We start from the raw sequence: 20,020 nt of genomic DNA on the forward strand, positions 1-20,020 counted from the left end.
TAAAGAGAAAAGTTTTTTAAGAGGCTTGATTTCTCATTATTAATATAACAGGTAAGTCTAGAGTTTAACTTCAAATCAACCATTGAAATATTTCGGTTGTTTAAGGGATAAGTATATGGTGAGTCAAAACCGATATTTAAAGGAAAAAGAATAGTCAGAGGATTGTATAAAACAGGAGATAATAAGTTATTAAATACTGATGTGAATGAGCATTTAATATTATTAGAAAAGTAATTCCCGATGTTTTTGGGGAATAAAGGGTTTGCCGTTTAACCCTGTAGTGCTTGACCCACTACGAGCAACTAAGCTTTCAGACCTTTGAGTAAGTTTGAGTAAGTTTAGTTGAGCGGTTCATGGACCATTTATTTTTTTGATGAAAAGTTAGATAATAAATTATTTATCGAAAAAAAATTATAATATTCAAGAAAAAATTAAGCAGCTCTAGTTCTGTTTTCTAATTTGTAGTAGTGGACTGTTTCATCTAAAATGGTGCAATTGATTTTTTGTTTGTAGATGTCTTTTTCTCCCCACCCTTCCCACACTTCCCACCCTCCCCACACTCCCCATATAATGCACCATTTAAGGTGTGTCGGTCCAGTAGTGGACTGTTTCATCTAAAATGGTGCACTCTTATTTTTATTTCTAGGTGTCTTTTTCTCCCCACCCTTCCGAGACTCCACACCCTCCCCACACTTCCCACCCTTCCCATCTAATGCACAGTTTTAGCTGAAACGCGCTAATAGTGGACTGTTTCATCTTAAATGTTGCATTAGAAAATGGGGTGATGGGAACCCACCCTAACCCCTCCCAGGAGGGGAATTTGGGGGTGATGGGGGGATGGGGTGACGAAAAAAGCTAATGCACTATTTTAGGTGAAACAGTCCAGTAGTAGCTCGTCTAGCTTGAAAATGTGGGTAAATTTTAGAAAATATAGACCTTTCCCCCCTTTCCAAGCTATGCTTTATAAACATCTTTCTTAACATAAAACGTAGACATTATAGACAATTTATGTACTAGCATTTCAAAGATTTTGCCAGAGAAAAAGTGTATTAAAAAGTAGATTTTTTGATAAATTAAGTAGTTTTTCCTTTTCTTTATTGATTCTTTCTCCCTTCTCCCCTACTCCCTACTCCCCTACTCCCCTGCTGCACACAAGGTTTTCAGGAGTTCCTTATCAGGGATAGCTTTCCAAGGGAGGTTAGAGCAGGGCTAATTCTTTGTCGTCAGAGAATATTTGCAACCCTATTTTTTATGAGGTCCTGTCCTTCCCACACTTCCCACATCTCCCACACTCCCCACTCCCTCCTCCTTTTTTCTCTGACGACAATAAATTGACCCTGCTGGGGGTTAGGGGGGATTATAGCGTTGGGTTTTACCCACAAATTTAGCCTAGACACGCTAGTAGTGCGCCCTGGTATATTTAAAAATTACAAAAACTACCTAATGCTACTTAGGCATTTTATGGTGTTTGCGCAGTATTCTGTAGGAAAACCCTTGACAATTAAGGAATTATACCTTTTGGAGGTGAAACCCTCTGCCTATATATATTTGAGACTGTTTTATGACTCGGTTTTTTTTAAGTCCTACTAATATAATAGCTAAAAGTCTTTATCAAATTCGGTTGAATACTTATTACATAGTTGGAAGTAGGTAGATGGGGAGTAGGGGAGATTGAATATTAAAGTAATTATAGAATTATAAAGATATATTATGTGACCGAATTCTATATTAGATTATCAGCTTTTGATTTCCCCTCTTATACCAATTTTCAAAATGGCTGCTATGGAAAAATCAATACCTGGCAAAAATTTCCACTTACTCATTTGTAACATTTTTTATTAGACATCTCCAGAAAATCAACTTGCCCTTTATTTGCTATAAACTAGAGTGTAATAACTCAAAAAATCATTTTTCGTGTTTTTCCTAAAAATATCTTCCCTATTTTTGCCCCCCAAACTCCCCAAACTCGCCACCCTTCCCACTCTCTCCACAAAGTTTTCAGGAGTTCCTTATCAGGGATAGCTTTTAGGGAGAGGTAATTATCCATTATCCATTATCCATTATCCATTAATTAAAGCACTTTTGAGGAAGCGTGAAGTAAAAAGTCCGGCCAACCTTGAGACCAAGAGAAAGAGAATATTCCTAACCTCAAGCCTTCTTATTGCAAGAGGTACTGAAGTCCGAAGTTACGACCTTATGGGGCTAACTGATAACTGATAACTGATAACTGATAACTGAAATGACCTGTTGCCTAAAAGCAACCATGTTTTTGAAGCAACTCAAATGAAATTATTATAAAATTCAGAAGAATCAAGAATACAGAACTCAGGACTGCATTGATGGAGTATTGAAGAATGATTATGACAACAAAACCAACTACAGCTAGATTTTTTAAACATTTAATCCGTTTAATACCTAAACAATTTAGTGGTAAGGTAGAACTCCAAAATACGGATGGACAAGTATGGCAATTATATTTTTATAGGGGTTGTATAACTTGGGCGACAGGTGGTAGTAATTCCTGGCGAAGATGGCGCAGAAATTGCACTAAATGTTGCCCCCGCATTTCTCTGGAAACTCTTAGTTTATACACATACGATGTTTGTGAAAGCTGGCAATATTACATAGTTAATAATCTACTTAAACAAGAAAAAATATCACTTTCACGAGCTATATGTATAATTAAAAACACCCTGATAGAAGTATTGTTTGATTTAATTCAGCAAGATCATTTAGATACTTTAAAAATCACCTCTCTCACTTGTCATCTACAAGCGGAAATGAAACAACCAATTTTTCGCTTGAGTATCTATGAAGCTTTTGAAAAAGTTAAGCCAATATGGCAAGCTTGGTGCGAGGCAAATTTACAAAAGTATTCTCCCAATTTATCTCCTGTATTGAGTAAACCCGAACTCTTAGAACAATATACATCAGCTTTGACATACCAAAAATTGCAGATATTAATTAGTAAAAAACTAACACTGCGAGATTTAGCTTTTTACTTAGACCGGGATTTATTAAAGCTAACTAAAATATTTATGAATTATGTGCATCAAGATATAATTCAGTTGACTGATGTACCAGATTTACCTGCATTATCTGTAGTGAAAATTGAGGCACTAAACAGACAAACAAAAGAGATTCAAACAAAAAATTCACAACTGCCAGAAACTATTATCAAGAGCCAGAAAAAATTAGTAGTTTGTATAGATGATTGCTCCATAGTTAATCAAGTTATGGAAAAAATTGTTACAAAAAAAGGCTATCAATTTATAGGCATTCAAAAGTCTGCATTGGCTGTGTCTACTCTCATAAAAATACAGCCAGATTTAATATTTTTAGACATAGAAATGCCTATTGCTAATGGCTATGAAATTTGCAGCCAACTTCGTAGAATACCTCATTTAAAAAATATTCCTATAATAATTCTCACTGGAAGAGGTAGTGTAGTCGATCGAGTTCGCGCTCAGTTTGTAGGGTGTTCTGAATTTATAAATAAACCAGTAAACTTAGAAAAAATTGAGGCAATTATTCATAAATACCTGTATTTAGCAAACACAAAAACAGACATTTCAGTAGTAGGGTCTTTAGTTCCTGCTAGTTGCTAGAAAATGTCCTAATAAATATAGAGAACCACATAAAACGATCGGATTTTTACTTTCAGCCACAGCCTCTTCCATCGCGGTCGTTAAATTGGGATAAGCTTGACAAGATGCTAATTTTGTGCAAATATTCTTAGCTATAGTAGTAAGCTGGCCCGTATCAGCCGAACTATGGTCTGGGACAGGAACTAAGTACAAGCGATCGCCCGGTCTAATCAAAGCGCGAAAAATTTCTGAATGTTCCTTAGTTGAAAGCATACCCATAACCCAACTGATGGATGGGTAATTAAGTGTCCTGACATATCTCCCCAATACTTGGGCAGCAGCAGTATTATGAGCGCCATCAATTAATAATTTACGGTTTTGCCATTTCGCCCATTGCAAACGCCCTGGCCATTTAGTATTAGCTATCCCTTGTTTAATTGCTGTGGGAAAAATCTGCCAACCTTGTTTTTCCAGAATATGAATTGTCTCAATAGCGATCGCTGAATTGATTAACTGTACATCTCCAAGTAATGGGAGTGGATATTCAATACCTTGATAATGAGCCATTGGCAGATAATCTTTTCCTCTACTCCCCTCTAATAATTCAGCAGATTTTACCCAAACTGCGGGACATCCCAAGTCATTAATCCGCTTTTGTACTACTTTTTCCGCTTCTGGCGGTAATTTCCCAATTATTGCAGGACATCCTGGTTTAAGAATACCCGCTTTTTCACCAGCAATATCAGCCAAAGTAGGACCCAACCTTTGCCAATGTTCCCAACTAATTGAAGTAATAACAGTTACCATTGGTTGTTGACAGACATTTGTGGCATCTAGTCTTCCTCCCAACCCTACTTCTACAACTGCTACATCTACCTCTTGTTGAGCAAAATATAACCAAGCTGCCGCAGTAATAACTTCAAACAGAGTGGGTGAAGGTTTTTCTGGATTAATAGCTGCTTCTACTTCTTTTAATAACTCTTCTAGTTGAGTAGTAGAAATTTGTTGTTCATTAAGGCAAATACGCTCTGTCCAGTCTACAAGATGGGGTGAAATGTAACGTCCAACTTTATATCCTGCTGCTGTGAGGATCGAGGATAAGTAAGCACAGACAGAACCTTTACCATTTGTCCCGGCGACATGAATAATGGGTATCTGTTGATGAGGGTTTCCTAAGTTATCTAAGAGTTGGTAGATGCGTTCCAGACCAAGCTCAACGCCAAAGTGTTCAAAGCGTTTTAAGAAAGATTCTATTGAGTTCACAGTTTTTTATAGCAATTAGCTATCAGCTATCAGCCGTCAGCTTTTTTTTGTTTACCTAAATCTTAACTTGTTTATAGGGTTTGAAAACCTTTTCTGGAGATTTTTAATGAAAACCGTTCTTAGAAACCTACGATAATCTATAGAAATCTATGATTATCTGTTCTATTCCTGCTTCAACCTGGCAACGTCGGCGTTCTCCAGTCCGGAAGCTGTCACGGTCAGTTCGCGCTAGCGTTGCGGAGCAAACTGACCGCCATATAATTAGATATTCTTATAGATTATACCAGATTATTGACAACAGTTACCGAATTATTAATTATTAATTATTAAATAATTCTGGTTTAAAGCCTCCCCTTTTAAGGGGAAAGAAAAAAATAATATCTCCTTATATTCAATTCCGTTTCTGTTAAAACCCGAGGTAATTATCAATTATCCATTATCAATTATCAATTAATGAATAGCCCTATCCGACCAAAGTCTGAATCATTGCTTCACATAAGGACCCCTTGACCATTTGATCGAACCTAACAAACATAGGTGAACTATTCAGTTCTAAAAATACAAGTTGCTTCGTTTTTGGATCTGTTTTGAAGTCAGCGGCCCCAAAATCCATCTTTAAACTTGCCATTAATTTTCGTAATAACTCCACTTCATCTGGCAGTGTTGCGAGAGGAATAACTTCAGCATCTGGTTGAACCCGATAATCTAGATGCTGACTACGAATTTCAAAAGCAAAGGCATAATTTCCTACTATATATATCCGAATTTCTGGCGCGACTAATTTATTTTGGACAATAGCTGGCATTGCTGCACAACCATTCCGAAACTGGATAGAGGAATGCAATTTTTCTAGGGAATAACAAAAATCACCCCCTGCAACTGGCTTGGCAATTGCACTCCCCGCAGAATATTTGCCCAATTCATCAGCTTCATTTGTAATCAAAGTATCAGGGATGAGCAACCCTAACTTTTGGGCTAAAATCAGCATTGCTGGCTTATTGCCAACCGCAGGTAAATGGTTACGATTGAACAAACGGATCTTAGGTTGTGAGAGTAACCAACCATAGAGAGTTTGATACCAACCAGAGGCCCGTTGTGATGCTCCAGATTTGGGAGCGCTCAAATTACCAAAAACATCATACCGAATAAACGCTCCAGTTGCCGATATAACTCGGTCTTTTATTCTCGGTTGTCCCTGAGTAAGATGCCATGAAAACTCTGGACTCTCTTCTTGCCCATGGAATACTTCGCAAACAGAAACCTCTTGACTTTTAGCAATTTCAATTAGTCGAGTTAGATTCGGATCTAACCTCCCACCTGCAACTAGCAAACATCCACCATCTCCTGATTTAATCATTAGACCTCTCCGAAAAAGAGGGAATAGGTCGTAGGGACGTTGTATGCAAAGCCCGTACAAAGTAGGGGGAAATAATTGATGATTTATGCACGATAATTGATTTTATTTTTGACGATCAAAATAATGTGCGTCGCGCAACCCTGCCTTTTTAAGGTGCAATATTTTTGGAGAGTTGCTCGTGCATCCCCTAGTGCAGAATGGCGGAAATAACTGACCAGTTACAAAATCCTAAGAGCCTTGCCAATCAATACTTCTGACTTCTGACTTCCGCGTAGCGGCACTAGTTCCCCTCGAGGGAGGGGTTAGGGGTGGGTTAACTTCTAAATTCTGACTTCGTTAACGGAGATATCTATTAGTACCGACCAAAAGGACCACCCTCTTCACCAACTACCATTGTGGTAGGTCCCTCTTCCCCTACTGCCTTTGTTGTCGGTTGAGGTTGTTCTTCTCCTACTGCCAATGTAGTTGCTTGAGGAGGTTGTTCCTCTCCTACTGCCAATGTTGTGCCTTGAGATTCTTCTTCTCCATAGGCCAATGTAGTTGCTTGAGGAGGTTGTTCCTCTCCTACTGCCAATGTCGTGGCTTGAGATTCTTCTTCTCCATAGGCCAATGTAGTTGCTTGAGGAGGTTGTTCCTCTCCTACTGCCAATGTTGTAGCTTGAGATTCTTCTTCTCCATATGCCAATGTAGTTGGTTGAGGGCTTTCCTCTCCTACTGCATATGTAGTTGGTTGAGGGCCTTCCTCTCCTACTGCCAATGTCGTAGCTTGAGGTTCTTCCTCTCCTAGTGCATATGTAGTTGGTTGAGGGCCTTCCTCTCCTAGTGCATATGTAGTTGGTTGAGGGCCTTCCTCTCCTAATGCTCGTGTACTTGGTTCTTCCTCCCCTAATGCCAATGTAGTAAATTGAGGCTCTTCTTCTCCTACTGCCAATGTTGTCGGTTGAGAGCTTGCCTGGCCTGGTGTGATAAACTCACCAGCATGAACAGTAATGGAATTAATGCGGGCCGAAACAATTACCGCATCTGCACCATTGGTCGGTGTAAAATCCACAGTAGCCATAATTGGCGTTAAGCGTGGAAGACTAATATCTGATGGTTTATCAGCGTCAAAACTAAATTCTAGGACTGAATCATCTGGATTAGGATCGGCTGAGTTATCTAAACGAGGATTTGTCCATCCGGAAGTTGCAGTCAGTCCCTCTGCTTGAATACTGAGCTTCAGTGGAGACTCGGTAATCTTAATTACAGAAACCTGCAGTACCTTGAAAACTTTCATGTTTGAGTGTATTTTTTTTAGGTAAATTTGAGGTTGAACTCAAGTTATAGTTCATAAAAATATAGTCACATAAGACATATCCTTATTTTGCAGGTATTACCCTGACGCTCGTGTTAGCGCAGCTCCTCCGGAGGAGGCACTAAAACACAACGCCTGTTGCGTGACTGTCGGGGAACCCGCCCAACGCACTGGCTTCTCTATCTCATAGTCAAAGACATAACAGAGCTGCTTTTCTTTACCTCTTTGCATGATTATCTCCCTGATTCAATTTCTGCTTGGTCATAAAACAGAGGCTTGGACATAGGTTCTTATGTATCTAGAGGTAGCGTGTCAGTCGGTGGAATTTCACCCTATTGAAGTCAGATCATTAGACTATGCGTGGCTATTTGATTTTCTATAATCACAGACATTATTAAATTATCTCAACAGTCACCCAAATTTCAGGAGACAAAAGACTATATTTAACTATATATGACTATATTTATGTACAACGTTTATTATAGAATATAACCTTGGTGTCGATAATGACTTCCTATTTTTTTTGATATTCTTAATATTTAATGCTGATAACTAGGGCTTGCCGATCTAATCTAAAAGCATTGACATATAAAGACAAGTGCCTTTTTGGGGCCTTTAAAAAGTGCCTGGTATCACGTCTAAAACGCTCAAAAAGTTAATATTTTAGGCAAAGTTGGGCATAAAAATCATTCTTACAATTCTTACTCCTGCCTCCTCTAAATTCCTATTTCTCCTGTCTTCCCCTCCTGGGAGGGGTTGAGGGTGGGTTTTCTTCCCCTCCTGGGAGGGTTAGGGTGGGTTGTCTCCTACCCCTACTAAAAGACTAGTGAAGTGCAAACCCTAACTATATTTTTAGAGCTATTTGATAAATTTGGCGACGGGATAGGTTGGTTTGATGGGCAAGTTGGCGACTTGCTTGCGATCGCGAAATTCCTTGTTCTAAAAGTTTTTGTAATTCTACTTTAATAGTATCTTCTGATATTACTGGTGTATCTGGTTCTGCTCCTGCAATAATCAGGGTAAATTCTCCCCTTGGTTGATTAGTTTGATAATGAATAATTGCTTGTCCAACTGTACCACGCCAAAATTCTTCATAGAGTTTTGTTAATTCTCTAGCTAAGACTATTTTTCTCTGTTTACCTAATACTTTTGCTAAATCTTCCAAGGTTTGTTTGAGTTTATGAGGAGATTCATATAAAATTATGGTTTCTTGTAAGTTGGGTAAAGCTTCTAAGTCTTGTTGACGTTGTTTACTTTTGCTTGGTAAAAACCGATAAATATAAATTTATCAGTAGGTAGTCCAGAAGCACTTAATGCTGTGATACTTGCACTTACTCCTGGTATTGGTACTACGGAAATATTTGCTGCAATGCAAGCTTTTACTATTTCATATCCTGGGTCGGATATTCCTGGCATTCCTGCATCAGTTACTAGAGCTATTGTTTTTCCTTGATGTAATTTTTCGATTAATTCAGGTATACGACTTTGTTGGTTATGTTGATGGTAACTTAATTGTGGAGTTTGGATATCAAAATGTTGTAATAATTTGCTGGTGTGGCGAGTGTCTTCTGCTGCTATTAAGTCTACTGTTTGTAGGGTTTTAATTGCTCGAAATGTGATGTCTTCTAGATTGCCTATTGGTGTGCCAACAATGTAAAGAGTCCCTAAATTTATTTCATTCATATAGCGCTCCCCGCAAGGGAAAAGTCAAAAGTCAAAAGTCAAAAGTCAAAAGTAATCCCTGACGCTCGTTTGAGCCTTTATAAATGTCTTAACCTTTGTTTGACTACTATAACTTGACTATTCTACTTCCTCCATCTTTTAAATTGAGGAGTAAAATTTTGATTCTAATAAACTTATTACTTTTCTCGTCAGGGAGAATGCTGTTTAGTGAGGGCGAATGCCATTTAGTGAGGGCGAATGCCATTTAGTGAGGGCGAATGCCATTTAGTGAGGGCGAATGCCATTTAGTGAGGGCGAATGCCATTTAGTGAGGGCGAATGCCATTTAGTGAGGGCGAATGCCATTTAGTGAGGGCGAATGCCATTTAGTGAGGGCGAATGCCATTTAGTGAGGGCGAATGCCATTTAGTGAGGGCGAATGCCATTTAGTGAGGGCGAATGCCATTTAGTGAGGGCGAATGCCATTCGCCCCTACTAGTTCAAATTACTGTTATCTGATTCCCAGTCTGGACAACTTTCTCCCTCTACACCATAAGGGTGCATTCCACAAACTAATAAATTTCCGCCATAAACTTGACCATGATAATTGCTACATCCTCTACAAGCTGGATGTTTTTCTAGTGTTGGTTCTACACGATCCACAAAATAGTCTATATTTTCCTCTCCCACATCAAAATCTAAGTCTAGGTATACTTCGATAATAGGGTTGATTAAATCATTCAGATACTCATCTATCTCTACAATAAAGTTACTACGTATTTCTTCAGTAATCTCCTCCGAAAACTTTCCCCACTCATCAAGCACTTCAGAAACTTCTTCTGCCATTTCATTGAAGAAACTTTCTACTTCTAAAGCAGCAGTTTCAATTACTTCAAACAAATTTTTTGACCAGTCTTCCATTATTATATGTTTGAACTTTTCCCTTTAACTTAGAGTACCTAAATTCTTAGAGCCGAGCTTAATTTTTGGCCTTAGATTTAATCTTTTTGCAGCCGACGCAATTCATCCTGTAGCTTATGCACTTCTTGGCGCATTCGGTCTACTTCTTGGTCTGACTCTGATGAGTTGTCATCCTCAGAAAGAATTTCTATACGACGTGGTTCCCTAGGTTTTGTTTCTGGAGATGATTCTACCGATGGCTTTTGCATAGCTTTATTCATCATATCTTCGACAAATTTACGACCCTCTTCGGTAGTCATTTCACCACGCTTGACCATCTCATCTGCCAGTTTTTGGGTCTCTGTTCTTAGTTCTGCTAATTTCTCGTTAGCTTTCTCTCCTGCATAAGAGGCTAATCCCACTCCTAGATAAACTGCCCTTTGAATAATTCCTCCCAAATTATCCATAATATATTCTGGCTCCTTTTAATAGGGTGACCCGGAGTCAACGCCTACCATAAGCATCCCGTGTTGCTGCTACCTTCCGGTCCTGACAAGGTTTAGGCGTTATAGTCGCGCTGGTCCGAATCATTTATTACTATAACACAATTTTTTATTCTGCAACTATGCACCACTGATAAATTTCATAACTGACACAATTATTTTTGATCAGGGGGTCTTCGGCTACTATTTTTTGGGCTTCTGCCATAGATTTGGCCTCGAATAGTAACATTCCTCCTTGATGGTTTTTCCAGTAACCACTCTTAGCTTTATGTCCTTTGGCAATTAATTCTTGGACATAAGTTTTATGAGCTGGTACATATTGGTCAAATATGGTTTTTTCGACTATACCTTTTTCTATTTTGGCAAACCAAGGCATTTTATTTTTTGAATTTTGAATTTTATGGGTCAATCAAAACGTTTATTATTTGTGGCTCTTGTGCCACCTGAAAATATTCAAAACCAAGTTACGGAAATTAAGGAATATTTTGCTAATAAATATAATAGCAGTCATGCTTTAAGGTCGGTGCCTCATATTACTTTACAGCCTCCTTTTAAATGGCCGACGGAAAATTTGGCAGTTTTGCAGGAGTCTTTAGAGACTTTTGCTCAAAATTGCTCTGCTTTTCCCATTACTTTGTCTGGGTTTGCTGCTTTCCCACCTCGTGTTATCTATGTTAATGTTGTTAAAACTCCAGAACTATTAAAAATACAAAAAGAGTTAATTGGATTTACAGAAACTAATTTAGGAATTGTGCATCCCCCTTCTAAAATTCGCCCTTTTTCTCCTCATGTTACTGTAGCTTTTCGAGACTTAACTAAAACAAATTTTCGAGCAGCTTGGTTAGAATTTCGAGAGCGATCGCTTGAGTTTGAATTTAAGGCTTCTCAGTTAACTTTATTAATTCATAATGGCAAGCGATGGGATATTTGTAATGAGTTTCCTTTTAAAGGATTTCAAAAATACTAAATACACAATTTTGGCATATACATAATATTGAGATAATTCACGAATATTAAATCCACAATTTTGGCAGATATACAGTGAATTCCACCTTGGTGAGGTACACTCATGCGGGCAAGATGCCCGCACTGGAAATATTTAATTTAATTATTAATATCTGTACTTCTTATGTGATGAATCTATAGAATTAGGCTATTTAATTGGGTTATAAACTATATTTTTCCATCCTAATATAAATTTCTATACTGCACCTTGACGAATCATTTCAAAACCATACACATATATATCAGCAAATTTATAGCGTTCTTCTTTTTCCCGAAATTCAATAATTCCTATTTCCCTCATCAAAGAAACAAACTCTTCAAAATTTTCTAGAACTTTCTCTGGTAAATTCTGCCATATTTCTTGTAATTCTTCTTTTATTAAAAGCTGATTTTCCCTTAAGGGAATCAAAAAAATTAATTAGATAGGGATATTCCTCTTTAATTTCTTCACATCGCTTTTCTGATGCTTTTCTTAATCCAGATTCTAGAGATTTTCCTTGAAGTAAACGTTCTGTACGGATTTTAGTTGATGATTTTCCTTGATCAGTTAGTTCTTGTTCTTTTGCTCCTTTAAGTAATATACTTAAACTCCTAGGAAAAGTCGTGCCACTTGAGTCTGTTAATCGTTCATAAACCCATCGAGATACTTTTTTCGCTCTATTTCCTCCTCTGCGACGACTTCCCCAAAGTAATTCTAATGCTTTATCAAGCTCTTCTTCATTCGCTATATCTATACTTTCAACAGCAACAGGAGAAACTTGATCGACTAAATTCTTGAAATTTTGAGATTGTATTGCTTGACGAAGCGCTAAACGTAAAAAGTCTATTTGATTCCACTGTAAAATAATATCCCTTCCAGTAAAATGACTTTTATTATCAAAACTTAAACGATTCCAAATATCTTCTCTCAAGAAAATTTTAAATCTAATTTCCGTTAGTCTACTTGCATCACAAGACTGAACTAATTGAAATAATCCAGTTAATGCTTGTTGTCTTAATTCTCCTGCTTCCGAAAAATCTTCATCTAAATCATCGTAAAGAAACCATAATTTTTGAGACCTTTCTTTTGCCTCTTGATTAAGAATAATATTTACTGCATCTTTGACTGTAAGTATGAGTTGAGAGTTAGTAGATAATTCTAATAAAGCTTGAGTTGATTCAGACTGCCATATATCTTTTGGTAAATTATTAATTATTTTTTTCAACTCACTAAACTTTTCTCCTTTTACCTCTGGGAAATTTAAGTAATTTTTCCTGATAACATCTAAATAGTAAATAAGCTCTCCAAAAAGCTTCCCATGTTCCATTCTTTTTCTGCAAATTTTGATGAATAATTTGAAATTCATCACGAGTTGGTCTACTTTCCTGAAATCTACCATGTCCTGATAAAAACACAGTATTATATAACCGTCTGTGAGCTAATTTTTGAGCCAGTTCTTGATGTTTTAAAAATAACCAATATAGGGCAGTTTTACCTGTTCCTTTTTTTCCTCGAATTAGGCAAGTTGTATCATCTAAAAATTTTTCAAAATCAGTAGTGCGCTGAAACAATAAGCTTAAATCTTGTTTCTGATCGGCGGCATTTACTTCAGGAAACTCTAGACTTTCAATAATTTGCCATCTTTGTTCAACAATATTTAAAACACTACTGCGTTGAATTTCATCATTTTTTTCATCAATTAGATTAGCAATTTTACTATAGTAATCTTGTATTTCTGGTATCGGATAGTTATCAGCAGAAGCAATTGGTTCAAGGTAAGGTACTACTAATGGCTCATCATTTTCTGGTTGATATTTACTTGTATTTGAATCATTTTCATCTGTATCATAGTTTTCATCTGTTCCATTTTTTATCCTTTCGAGCAAGAAATTAGAAATTTTTTTAACTTTATCTAAACCACTCTTTTTCGCATCAGGTACAGGAGAAAAAACAAAATTAATGGATAAATTTTTCAGACTTTGAAGAGATTCTAGTAGTAGCTCTATTCCCTGTTTATTTTGTTCGTTAGGAAAAAGAAAAATAATTGCTTCATCAGCAGCTTGAATTAATGATAAAGCGCCCCATTGATTAATCCCAGTTCTTGAGTCAATTAAGATAATATCTGGTTTTAATTGTTCTTGAATTTCCTGCTTAAAAATAGACCAAAGATTTTTATCTCCATCTATAACAGTTGTGGCATGAAGATCGTCAACTTTAGACACATAATCAAGACTAAGATATCCAGCAGGAACAACAAATAATCTCCCTTTAGCGTTAGGTATTCTTACTTCACTAAATATGTCTGTAATTAAAATACTGGGTTCTATTCCTTCTGGTAAGTAAGAACGTTCGTAAAAATAATCAACAATTCCATATTTTGACTGTTCCTTAAGGTTAAATGCTGTACTTAACCCAGGTGCTTCTAAATCTAAATCTATAGCTACAACTTTACGGCCTCGCATTGCTAAAATTGAGGCTACATGAGTTAATGCAGTAGTCCGACCTACTCCTCCTTTAAAAGAATAAAATGTTACTGTTCTGGGTATACTGGGTTCTTTCTGGGGTAGTTGAGGTTGATTTTGTGGGTTTGCCGCTTGAATAGCTAAGTCTTGCCAAGTGCTTGGTGAGAATGTCTCAGAAATTTGTGGAGGTAAAATATTTAATGATTCAGCTTCTTGAGGTGTATATAAGGAAAGAAACCCAGGAGATAAATGAGGCACCTGAGATTTTAGTAAGCTGGAAATTTGTTCTTTCCGCTGAGGGATAGATACACGAAAAAAGCTGTTACTAACTAAAGTTAAATTGAGCAAACCTGATGTGGAAATATTTACATCTATCCACTCTTGAGAGTTTTGAACGAATTGGTTTTTGATATTTTGCTTTAATAATACTTGCCAGTTTTCTTGCATTTTTAATTCCTTTAATTTCTTAAAGTGTAGTAGCTTGTTTTTGTAGCCATCCTATAAGCTTTTGATATGTGTTGAACCAGCTTTTATAATTTACATTATTAGCTTCAATAGCAAAATAACGTATATCTATAAAATGTTGACCCATCGGGTTCTCAACTTCATCCAGCCATTTTCGTACTTGAGGAAACTTATCAATTCTAGATTTAAGTTTATTATGTCGTTTTAATGCTTCTGTGTAGCTATGTCCTGGATTAGTAAAAGTATGTCCTGGATTATTGTTATCTGTTTTCCATTCTCTAGTTGCACTGTTTGGTAAAGTAGCAAAAATCATTGCTTTTAATAAACACTCAATAGTGACACCTCCAAAGTGCATAGCTCCAATTTTTCTTCCTGATTTATCTAATATTTCTGTATCAGAATGGCGCTCTAAAAAAGCTGCTTGGTAATCTTCCATCAATAAAAAAATATGGCTTTGATCGTAACAATTATAATGATTTTAACATTATACAGGACTTACGCAAATTCACCTTGAAAACGCCATATTTAGGGGCAAATGGCATTTGCTAACGCAGAGCTGCCGCTTTATATGTTGCGGAGCAAAACGCCCTCACTCGTTATTACTAATGATACAATGATATAATTCTTCTATCTCCCAAACCATGATCGTTAACCAAAACACAAATTATATTCCTCCTGAAGAATATCTAACAGGAGAAGAACTCAGCTCTATCAAACACGAATATATTGATGGACAAGTATATGCAATGGCAGGTGCTAGTGATGCTCATGTGACTATTTCCCTCAACCTAGCTTCAGCATTAAGAAATTATCTGCGAGGCAGTGGTTGTCGCGTCTATATGTCGGATATGAAAGCTCTGATAGAAACTACTAATACATTCTTCTATCCTGATGTGATGGTAACTTGCGACACCAGAGATAAAGCTTTGCCAAATCATAAAAAATATCCTTGTTTAATAGTAGAAGTTTTATCCGAAAGCACTGAAGCATTCGATCGCGGTGACAAATTTGCTAACTATCAGCAATTACCAACTTTGCAAGAATACGTTTTGATTAACCAAAAACGCCAGCGTTTAGAATGTTTCCGTCGCAATGTTGAAGGTCTGTGGGTATTGCACACTTATACTCAAGGTAGTGAAGTTCACCTGGCAAGTATTGACTTTCGGACTAGCATTGATAGTTTGTATGAGGATGTCATTTTTGGAGAAACTCTGTAGTGCATTATCAACAGGAATTACGGAGGGATTCTACATATAGAAAGGGCGAATGCCATTCGCCCCTACAGATGGTGGTTTGACAATCAATTTGCGTAAGTTATGATTATATTTTACTGCAACACAAAATCGGACTCAGTAATATTTGGCGCTCCTTGTAAAGTTGCAAATTTGCCACCACCTCCAAAACCAGAGAAGGCGCTATTGGGGTTATAGTATAAATCTCCTGTGGAGCGGTCGTAAACGATATCTGCTACTGACCTGGTAGCGGCAGTTCTGTTGGTAACGATATCAAATTCCCGGTTGATACTAAAACCATTGCCTGCACGACTATTCAAGCTGATAAAGGTGTCTTTGTCGAGGATAATATCATCCACTCCGGGTGTAAAGTCGGTAATTGTATCTGTACCGATATCTCTGGAACGATACAACCTGTTGGTGTTGTAGATGAATTTGTCTCTGCCATCACCACCTGTAAAAATGTCGTTGCCAGCGCCACCCTCAAAGCGGTCGTTTCCATTACCACCATTAAGAGTGTCCCTACCATTGCCACCTAAGAGGCGATCGTTACCGCCGCCTCCAATTAACCTATCGTTATCAGCGCCACCATTAAGAGTGTCTCTACCATTACCACCATTAAGAGTGTCTCTACCATTACCACCTATGAGGTTATCGTTACCGCCGCCTCCGATTAAGTTATCGTTGCCACCGCGACCGTTTAGTACATCGTTGCCGTTTCTGCCGTTAATTGTTTCGTTGCCGCCAGTGCCGTCAAGTGTGTTGTTTCTGTTGTTGCCGTTGATGGTTGTGATGATGTCTCGGAGGCTGGAGTCTGGTACTTCTACATTTAGTAAGTCGAAGCCTCGCGATCTACCACCATTACTACTAATGAAAAAATCTGTACTATCTAACCCGACAATTTGTATTGCTCTTACAGGTTGAGTAAATCCAATGTTTGACAAGTCGAAAGCGCTAGAACCTGCTCCAGCGGTTCCTAGAAAGCTAAAATTTTCCAAGTCAGAACTTACGAAGACATTCGCAAATTCACTACTGCTGCCTAATTCGTTAATAACAATGTCGTTTCCAGGACCGTCAACAATTGTTTTGTTTGCAAAACCAACGGTTATAAATGAATCTCTCGGCAAGGATACAAAAGCCTGTTGATTACCAAACAATACTACATCGGTAACAATAGGTATAGGAGAACTGCTCGCTGTTCCTCCATAAGGTCCCTCCTCAATTGATCCTGTCCCGCTATTGAAAAAGTCAAAAACTCTATCTACAAATGCCATATTTACTCCTTGATTACTAATTATGAGCCAAGTTATTTTTACTAATAACTGCTCTGAGAAATTTTAACTCAGCAATGCATTCTGAGCAACTAACAAATATTAACAGGAATTACGCAGAGATTCTACATATAGGGAGGGCGAATGCCATTCGCCCCTACGCAGAGATTCTACATATAGAGAGGGCGAATACCATTTGCCCCTACGCAGAGATTCTACATATAGAGAGGGCGAATACCATTCGCCCCTACGCAGAGATTCTACATATAGGGAGGGCGAATACCATTCGCCCCTACGCAGAGATTCTACATATAGAGAGGGCGAATACCATTCGCCCCTACGCAGAGATTCTACATATAGGGAGGGCGAATACCATTCGCCCCTACGCTGAGATTCTACATATAGAGAGGGCGAATACCATTTGCCCCTACGCTGAGATTCTACATATAGAGAGGGCGAATACCATTCGCCCCTACGCAGAGATTCTACATATAGAGAGGGCGAATACCATTCGCCCCTACAGATGGTGGTTTAACAGTCAATTTGTGTAAGTCCTGATAAAATTCACACTTTTTTGAGAATATGAGGTAATTATCCATTATCCATTACCCATTAATGAAGTTTATTCTGGCTCGACTGTATCAGTTTCAAAATTAACTCCTTCGTATAAAACTTCAATAGCAAAAGTAAATTCAATACTCTCTAATGTAATTGATTCACCTTCTGTATATCCACAATAATGCCACATTTTTCCCTCCCCACGTTGAAAAATTTCTACAGATATTGATTCTGAATCTACTAAAATATATTCTTGCAAACTAGGAAATTGACGATAATATTTAAACTTATTGCCGCGATCGTATTTTTCTGTACTGGGGGAAAGAACTTCAATAATTACTGTAGGATGTTCTATAAACTTACGGGATTTTAAATCATCAGGATTGCAACTAATAACTAAATCTGGATAGAAATAACGACTATTTTTAGCATCTTGAACTTTAGCATCAGACATATTAACTCGAAAACTTCTTTGGCGAAGATGAGGTTTTAGGGCTATACAAAAGTTAATAGCAATATCATTATGAGGAAGACTTCTTTCAGTCATAGCTATAATTTTGCCGTCTACATATTCATGGCGAAATTCCTGTTTAGCTTCCCATTCTAGATATTCTTCAGGGGGAATTTTTTGGTAATCTTGGGGTTGAGCAATCATTAGTTTTTTTCTTTTCCAATGTTTTGTTATACTTGGCTTTCGAGATAAATTCACAACTTCTCTGCCACTTTCCGCTTGGTGCTTTTGTAAATCAGTAAATATAGCTTTCAAATTATGATTAAATGAACGAGAGTATTCTTCACGAATTTTGTGAATTTCTTCGACAATCTCATCCTGATACATAATTAATCTTCAAGTCTAGTAGTCCATTAGTAGACTGTTTCAGCCAAAATGGTGCATCGGGTAGGGGCGGGTTCCGCGTTAAGTTAATGGTGTCACCCACAACTGAATAAACCCGCCCCCGCCCCAATAATCTAATACATAAAATTTAGATGTGTCAGTCCACTACTGGATCTGGGTTCCTTTCACATTCTGAATTTCAGAACATAATGAAAGAGGCGGTGCGTTACGAGGGATTGCTAAATCTCTTTCTAGAGGTGCGGGGGGCGGGTTTACCATGTCCTGGGTAAAACCGGGGCGGGTTCACTAGGCTGTTGGTAAAACCGGGGCGGGTTCACTAGGCTGTTGGTAAAACCGGGGCGGGTTCACTAGGCTGTTGGTAAAACCGGGGCGGGTTCACTAGGCTGTTGGTAAAACCGGGGCGGGTTCACTAGGCTGTTGGTAAAACCGGGGCGGGTTCACTAGGCTGTTGGTAAAACCGGGGCGGGTTCACTAGGCTGTTGGTAAAACCGGGGCGGGTTCACTAGGCTGTTGGTAAAACCATTAACTTAACGCGGAACCCGCCCCTACCGCGGAACCCGCCCCTACCGCGGAACCCGCCCCTACCGCGGAACCCGCCCCTACCGCGGAACCCGCCCCTACTATATCAATTATCCATTATCCATTATCCATTATCCATTATCCATTATTACTGTATGCTTCTATCGGCAAACAAGAACACACAAAATTACGATCGCCAAAAGCATTATCAACTCTTCCCACAGCAGGCCAAAACTTATGCTCCCGCGTCCAAGGTGCGGGATAAGCAGCACGTTGTCGAGAATAACCATGTTTCCACTCATCCACCATCAAACTCTCTGCGGTATGAGGCGCATTTTTCAATAAATTATCCTCTTTATCTGCTTTCCCAGTTTCAATTTCTTCTATTTCCTGGCGAATCAAAATCATTGCTTCACAAAAACGGTCTAATTCTTCCTTAGACTCACTTTCTGTTGGCTCCACCATAATTGTACCCGCTACAGGCCAAGAAACTGTCGGCGCGTGAAAACCATAATCCATCAAACGTTTGGCAATATCTTCTACTTCAATACCAGCCAACTTTTTCAACGGACGCAAATCCAAAATGCACTCGTGAGCAATAAACCCATGCTTACCTTTATACAAAACTGGATAATAACTCTCCAACCGTTGAGCAATATAATTAGCATTCAAAATTGCTACTTTAGTCGCTTCAGTCAAACCATCTGCACCCATCATGGCAATATACATCCAGGAAATTGGCAGAATACTTGCACTACCCCAAGGTGCAGCAGATACCGCTCCACTAGAATTTTCTCCACCAATATTAATCACAGAGTGACCTGGTAAAAACTTTGCTAAATGAGATTGAACTCCGATTGGACCCATTCCCGGACCGCCGCCACCGTGAGGAATACAAAAAGTCTTGTGCAAATTCAAATGACAAACATCTGCTCCTATTTCTGCGGGGCGACATAAACCTACCTGAGCATTCATATTCGCTCCATCCATATAAACTTGCCCCCCGTTACTGTGGATAATTTCGCATATTTCAGTAATTTCTTCCTCAAATACACCGTGGGTTGAGGGATAAGTAACCATAATGGCAGCTAAGTTATCTTTGTGTTT

The 20,020-nt window shown here is 38.2% G+C and carries 15 protein-coding genes, 1 other RNA gene and 2 pseudogenes; 3 read left to right on the plus strand and 15 right to left on the minus strand.

The window, feature by feature from the left end:
* Positions 1–431: 431 nt before the first annotated feature.
* A complete protein-coding gene (locus tag SAGCYANO_RS31270) occupies positions 432–614 on the minus strand; it encodes a hypothetical protein (protein ID WP_202223636.1) in 183 nt (60 codons plus the stop codon).
* Positions 615–2,360: 1,746 nt separating this feature from the next.
* Here SAGCYANO_RS31270 and SAGCYANO_RS31280 point away from each other — a divergent pair.
* Positions 2,361–3,608 carry a response regulator gene (locus SAGCYANO_RS31280; RefSeq protein WP_237396880.1) on the plus strand — a complete coding sequence of 416 codons (1,248 nt, stop codon included), beginning with the start codon at positions 2,361–2,363 and terminating at the stop codon, positions 3,606–3,608.
* On the opposite strand, the gene SAGCYANO_RS31285 is transcribed toward SAGCYANO_RS31280, so the two are convergent.
* The 8 genes and pseudogenes from SAGCYANO_RS31285 to SAGCYANO_RS31325 form a co-directional block, all read right to left on the minus strand.
* A complete protein-coding gene (locus SAGCYANO_RS31285; protein WP_202223639.1) occupies positions 3,588–4,850 on the minus strand; it encodes a folylpolyglutamate synthase/dihydrofolate synthase family protein in 1,263 nt (420 codons plus the stop codon). The two genes, SAGCYANO_RS31280 and SAGCYANO_RS31285, sit on opposite strands and share 21 nt — an antisense overlap.
* 463 nt (positions 4,851–5,313) lie before the next feature.
* A complete protein-coding gene (locus SAGCYANO_RS31295) occupies positions 5,314–6,207 on the minus strand; it encodes a RimK family alpha-L-glutamate ligase (RefSeq protein WP_202223641.1) in 894 nt (297 codons plus the stop codon).
* Between the two features lie 352 nt (positions 6,208–6,559).
* Positions 6,560–7,483, minus strand: a complete 924-nt coding sequence (locus tag SAGCYANO_RS31300; RefSeq protein WP_202223642.1) for a hypothetical protein — start codon at positions 7,481–7,483, stop codon at positions 6,560–6,562.
* A gap of 862 nt (positions 7,484–8,345) precedes the next feature.
* A pseudogene (rsmI, locus tag SAGCYANO_RS31305) lies at positions 8,346–9,184 on the minus strand (16S rRNA (cytidine(1402)-2'-O)-methyltransferase).
* 473 nt (positions 9,185–9,657) lie between these two features.
* Positions 9,658–10,083, minus strand: coding sequence for a hypothetical protein (locus SAGCYANO_RS31310; protein WP_202223643.1), 426 nt, complete (start codon positions 10,081–10,083; stop codon positions 9,658–9,660).
* A gap of 77 nt (positions 10,084–10,160) precedes the next feature.
* Positions 10,161–10,529 carry a phasin family protein gene (locus SAGCYANO_RS31315; RefSeq protein WP_202223644.1) on the minus strand — a complete coding sequence of 123 codons (369 nt, stop codon included), beginning with the start codon at positions 10,527–10,529 and terminating at the stop codon, positions 10,161–10,163.
* A 25-nt stretch (positions 10,530–10,554) separates the two neighbouring features.
* An RNA gene (ffs, locus tag SAGCYANO_RS31320) (signal recognition particle sRNA small type) lies at positions 10,555–10,651 on the minus strand.
* A gap of 23 nt (positions 10,652–10,674) precedes the next feature.
* Positions 10,675–10,941 (minus strand): YciI family protein, encoded by a 267-nt coding sequence (locus SAGCYANO_RS31325; RefSeq protein ID WP_202223645.1) that lies wholly within the window; start codon positions 10,939–10,941, stop codon positions 10,675–10,677.
* A 24-nt stretch (positions 10,942–10,965) separates the two neighbouring features.
* Here SAGCYANO_RS31325 and SAGCYANO_RS31330 point away from each other — a divergent pair, with 24 nt between their 5' ends.
* A complete protein-coding gene (locus tag SAGCYANO_RS31330) occupies positions 10,966–11,532 on the plus strand; it encodes a 2'-5' RNA ligase family protein (RefSeq protein WP_202223646.1) in 567 nt (188 codons plus the stop codon).
* A 355-nt stretch (positions 11,533–11,887) separates the two neighbouring features.
* Here the strand turns inward: SAGCYANO_RS31330 and SAGCYANO_RS46045 are convergent, their stop codons facing one another.
* From SAGCYANO_RS46045 to SAGCYANO_RS31340, 3 genes are read right to left on the minus strand one after another with little or no spacing between them, the layout of a single operon-like run.
* A complete protein-coding gene (locus tag SAGCYANO_RS46045; protein WP_237396881.1) occupies positions 11,888–12,775 on the minus strand; it encodes a P-loop ATPase, Sll1717 family in 888 nt (295 codons plus the stop codon).
* 4 nt (positions 12,776–12,779) lie between these two features.
* Entirely contained in the window at positions 12,780–14,459 is a 1,680-nt protein-coding gene (locus SAGCYANO_RS46050; RefSeq protein WP_237396882.1) for a ParA family protein, read from the minus strand.
* A gap of 19 nt (positions 14,460–14,478) precedes the next feature.
* Positions 14,479–14,913, minus strand: coding sequence for a hypothetical protein (locus SAGCYANO_RS31340; RefSeq protein WP_202223647.1), 435 nt, complete (start codon positions 14,911–14,913; stop codon positions 14,479–14,481).
* 205 nt (positions 14,914–15,118) lie between these two features.
* On the opposite strand from SAGCYANO_RS31340, the gene SAGCYANO_RS31345 reads away from it, so the two are divergent.
* Positions 15,119–15,694, plus strand: coding sequence for a Uma2 family endonuclease (locus SAGCYANO_RS31345; protein WP_202223648.1), 576 nt, complete (start codon positions 15,119–15,121; stop codon positions 15,692–15,694).
* A 110-nt stretch (positions 15,695–15,804) separates the two neighbouring features.
* On the opposite strand, the gene SAGCYANO_RS31350 is transcribed toward SAGCYANO_RS31345, so the two are convergent.
* The 3 genes and pseudogenes from SAGCYANO_RS31350 to SAGCYANO_RS31365 form a co-directional block, all read right to left on the minus strand.
* Positions 15,805–16,983 carry a calcium-binding protein gene (locus SAGCYANO_RS31350; protein ID WP_202223649.1) on the minus strand — a complete coding sequence of 393 codons (1,179 nt, stop codon included), beginning with the start codon at positions 16,981–16,983 and terminating at the stop codon, positions 15,805–15,807.
* Positions 16,984–17,602: 619 nt separating this feature from the next.
* Positions 17,603–18,376, minus strand: coding sequence for a Uma2 family endonuclease (locus SAGCYANO_RS31360; RefSeq protein WP_307786022.1), 774 nt, complete (start codon positions 18,374–18,376; stop codon positions 17,603–17,605).
* Positions 18,377–19,051: 675 nt separating this feature from the next.
* Positions 19,052–20,020, minus strand: a pseudogene (locus tag SAGCYANO_RS31365) (glycine dehydrogenase (aminomethyl-transferring)); the annotation flags it as partial.

This window comes from Okeania sp. KiyG1 (assembly GCF_014132355.1).
GTDB lineage: Bacteria > Cyanobacteriota > Cyanobacteriia > Cyanobacteriales > Microcoleaceae > Okeania.

What these genes read in the sequence shown, in the direction of transcription:
- SAGCYANO_RS31300 (WP_202223642.1), bottom strand. Translation starts at nt 7,483, where the DNA reads ATGAAAGTTTTCAAGGTACTGCAGGTTTCTGTAATTAAGATTACCGAG.
- SAGCYANO_RS31340 (WP_202223647.1), bottom strand. Translation starts at nt 14,913, where the DNA reads ATGGAAGATTACCAAGCAGCTTTTTTAGAGCGCCATTCTGATACAGAA.
- SAGCYANO_RS31310 (WP_202223643.1), bottom strand. Translation starts at nt 10,083, where the DNA reads ATGGAAGACTGGTCAAAAAATTTGTTTGAAGTAATTGAAACTGCTGCT.
- SAGCYANO_RS31270 (WP_202223636.1), bottom strand. Translation starts at nt 614, where the DNA reads ATGAAACAGTCCACTACTGGACCGACACACCTTAAATGGTGCATTATA.
- SAGCYANO_RS31350 (WP_202223649.1), bottom strand. Translation starts at nt 16,983, where the DNA reads ATGGCATTTGTAGATAGAGTTTTTGACTTTTTCAATAGCGGGACAGGA.
- SAGCYANO_RS31295 (WP_202223641.1), bottom strand. Translation starts at nt 6,207, where the DNA reads ATGATTAAATCAGGAGATGGTGGATGTTTGCTAGTTGCAGGTGGGAGG.
- SAGCYANO_RS31315 (WP_202223644.1), bottom strand. Translation starts at nt 10,529, where the DNA reads ATGGATAATTTGGGAGGAATTATTCAAAGGGCAGTTTATCTAGGAGTG.
- SAGCYANO_RS31360 (WP_307786022.1), bottom strand. Translation starts at nt 18,376, where the DNA reads ATGTATCAGGATGAGATTGTCGAAGAAATTCACAAAATTCGTGAAGAA.
- SAGCYANO_RS31330 (WP_202223646.1), top strand. Translation starts at nt 10,966, where the DNA reads ATGGGTCAATCAAAACGTTTATTATTTGTGGCTCTTGTGCCACCTGAA.
- SAGCYANO_RS46050 (WP_237396882.1), bottom strand. Translation starts at nt 14,459, where the DNA reads ATGCAAGAAAACTGGCAAGTATTATTAAAGCAAAATATCAAAAACCAA.
- SAGCYANO_RS31325 (WP_202223645.1), bottom strand. Translation starts at nt 10,941, where the DNA reads ATGCCTTGGTTTGCCAAAATAGAAAAAGGTATAGTCGAAAAAACCATA.
- SAGCYANO_RS31280 (WP_237396880.1), top strand. Translation starts at nt 2,361, where the DNA reads ATGACAACAAAACCAACTACAGCTAGATTTTTTAAACATTTAATCCGT.
- SAGCYANO_RS31345 (WP_202223648.1), top strand. Translation starts at nt 15,119, where the DNA reads ATGATCGTTAACCAAAACACAAATTATATTCCTCCTGAAGAATATCTA.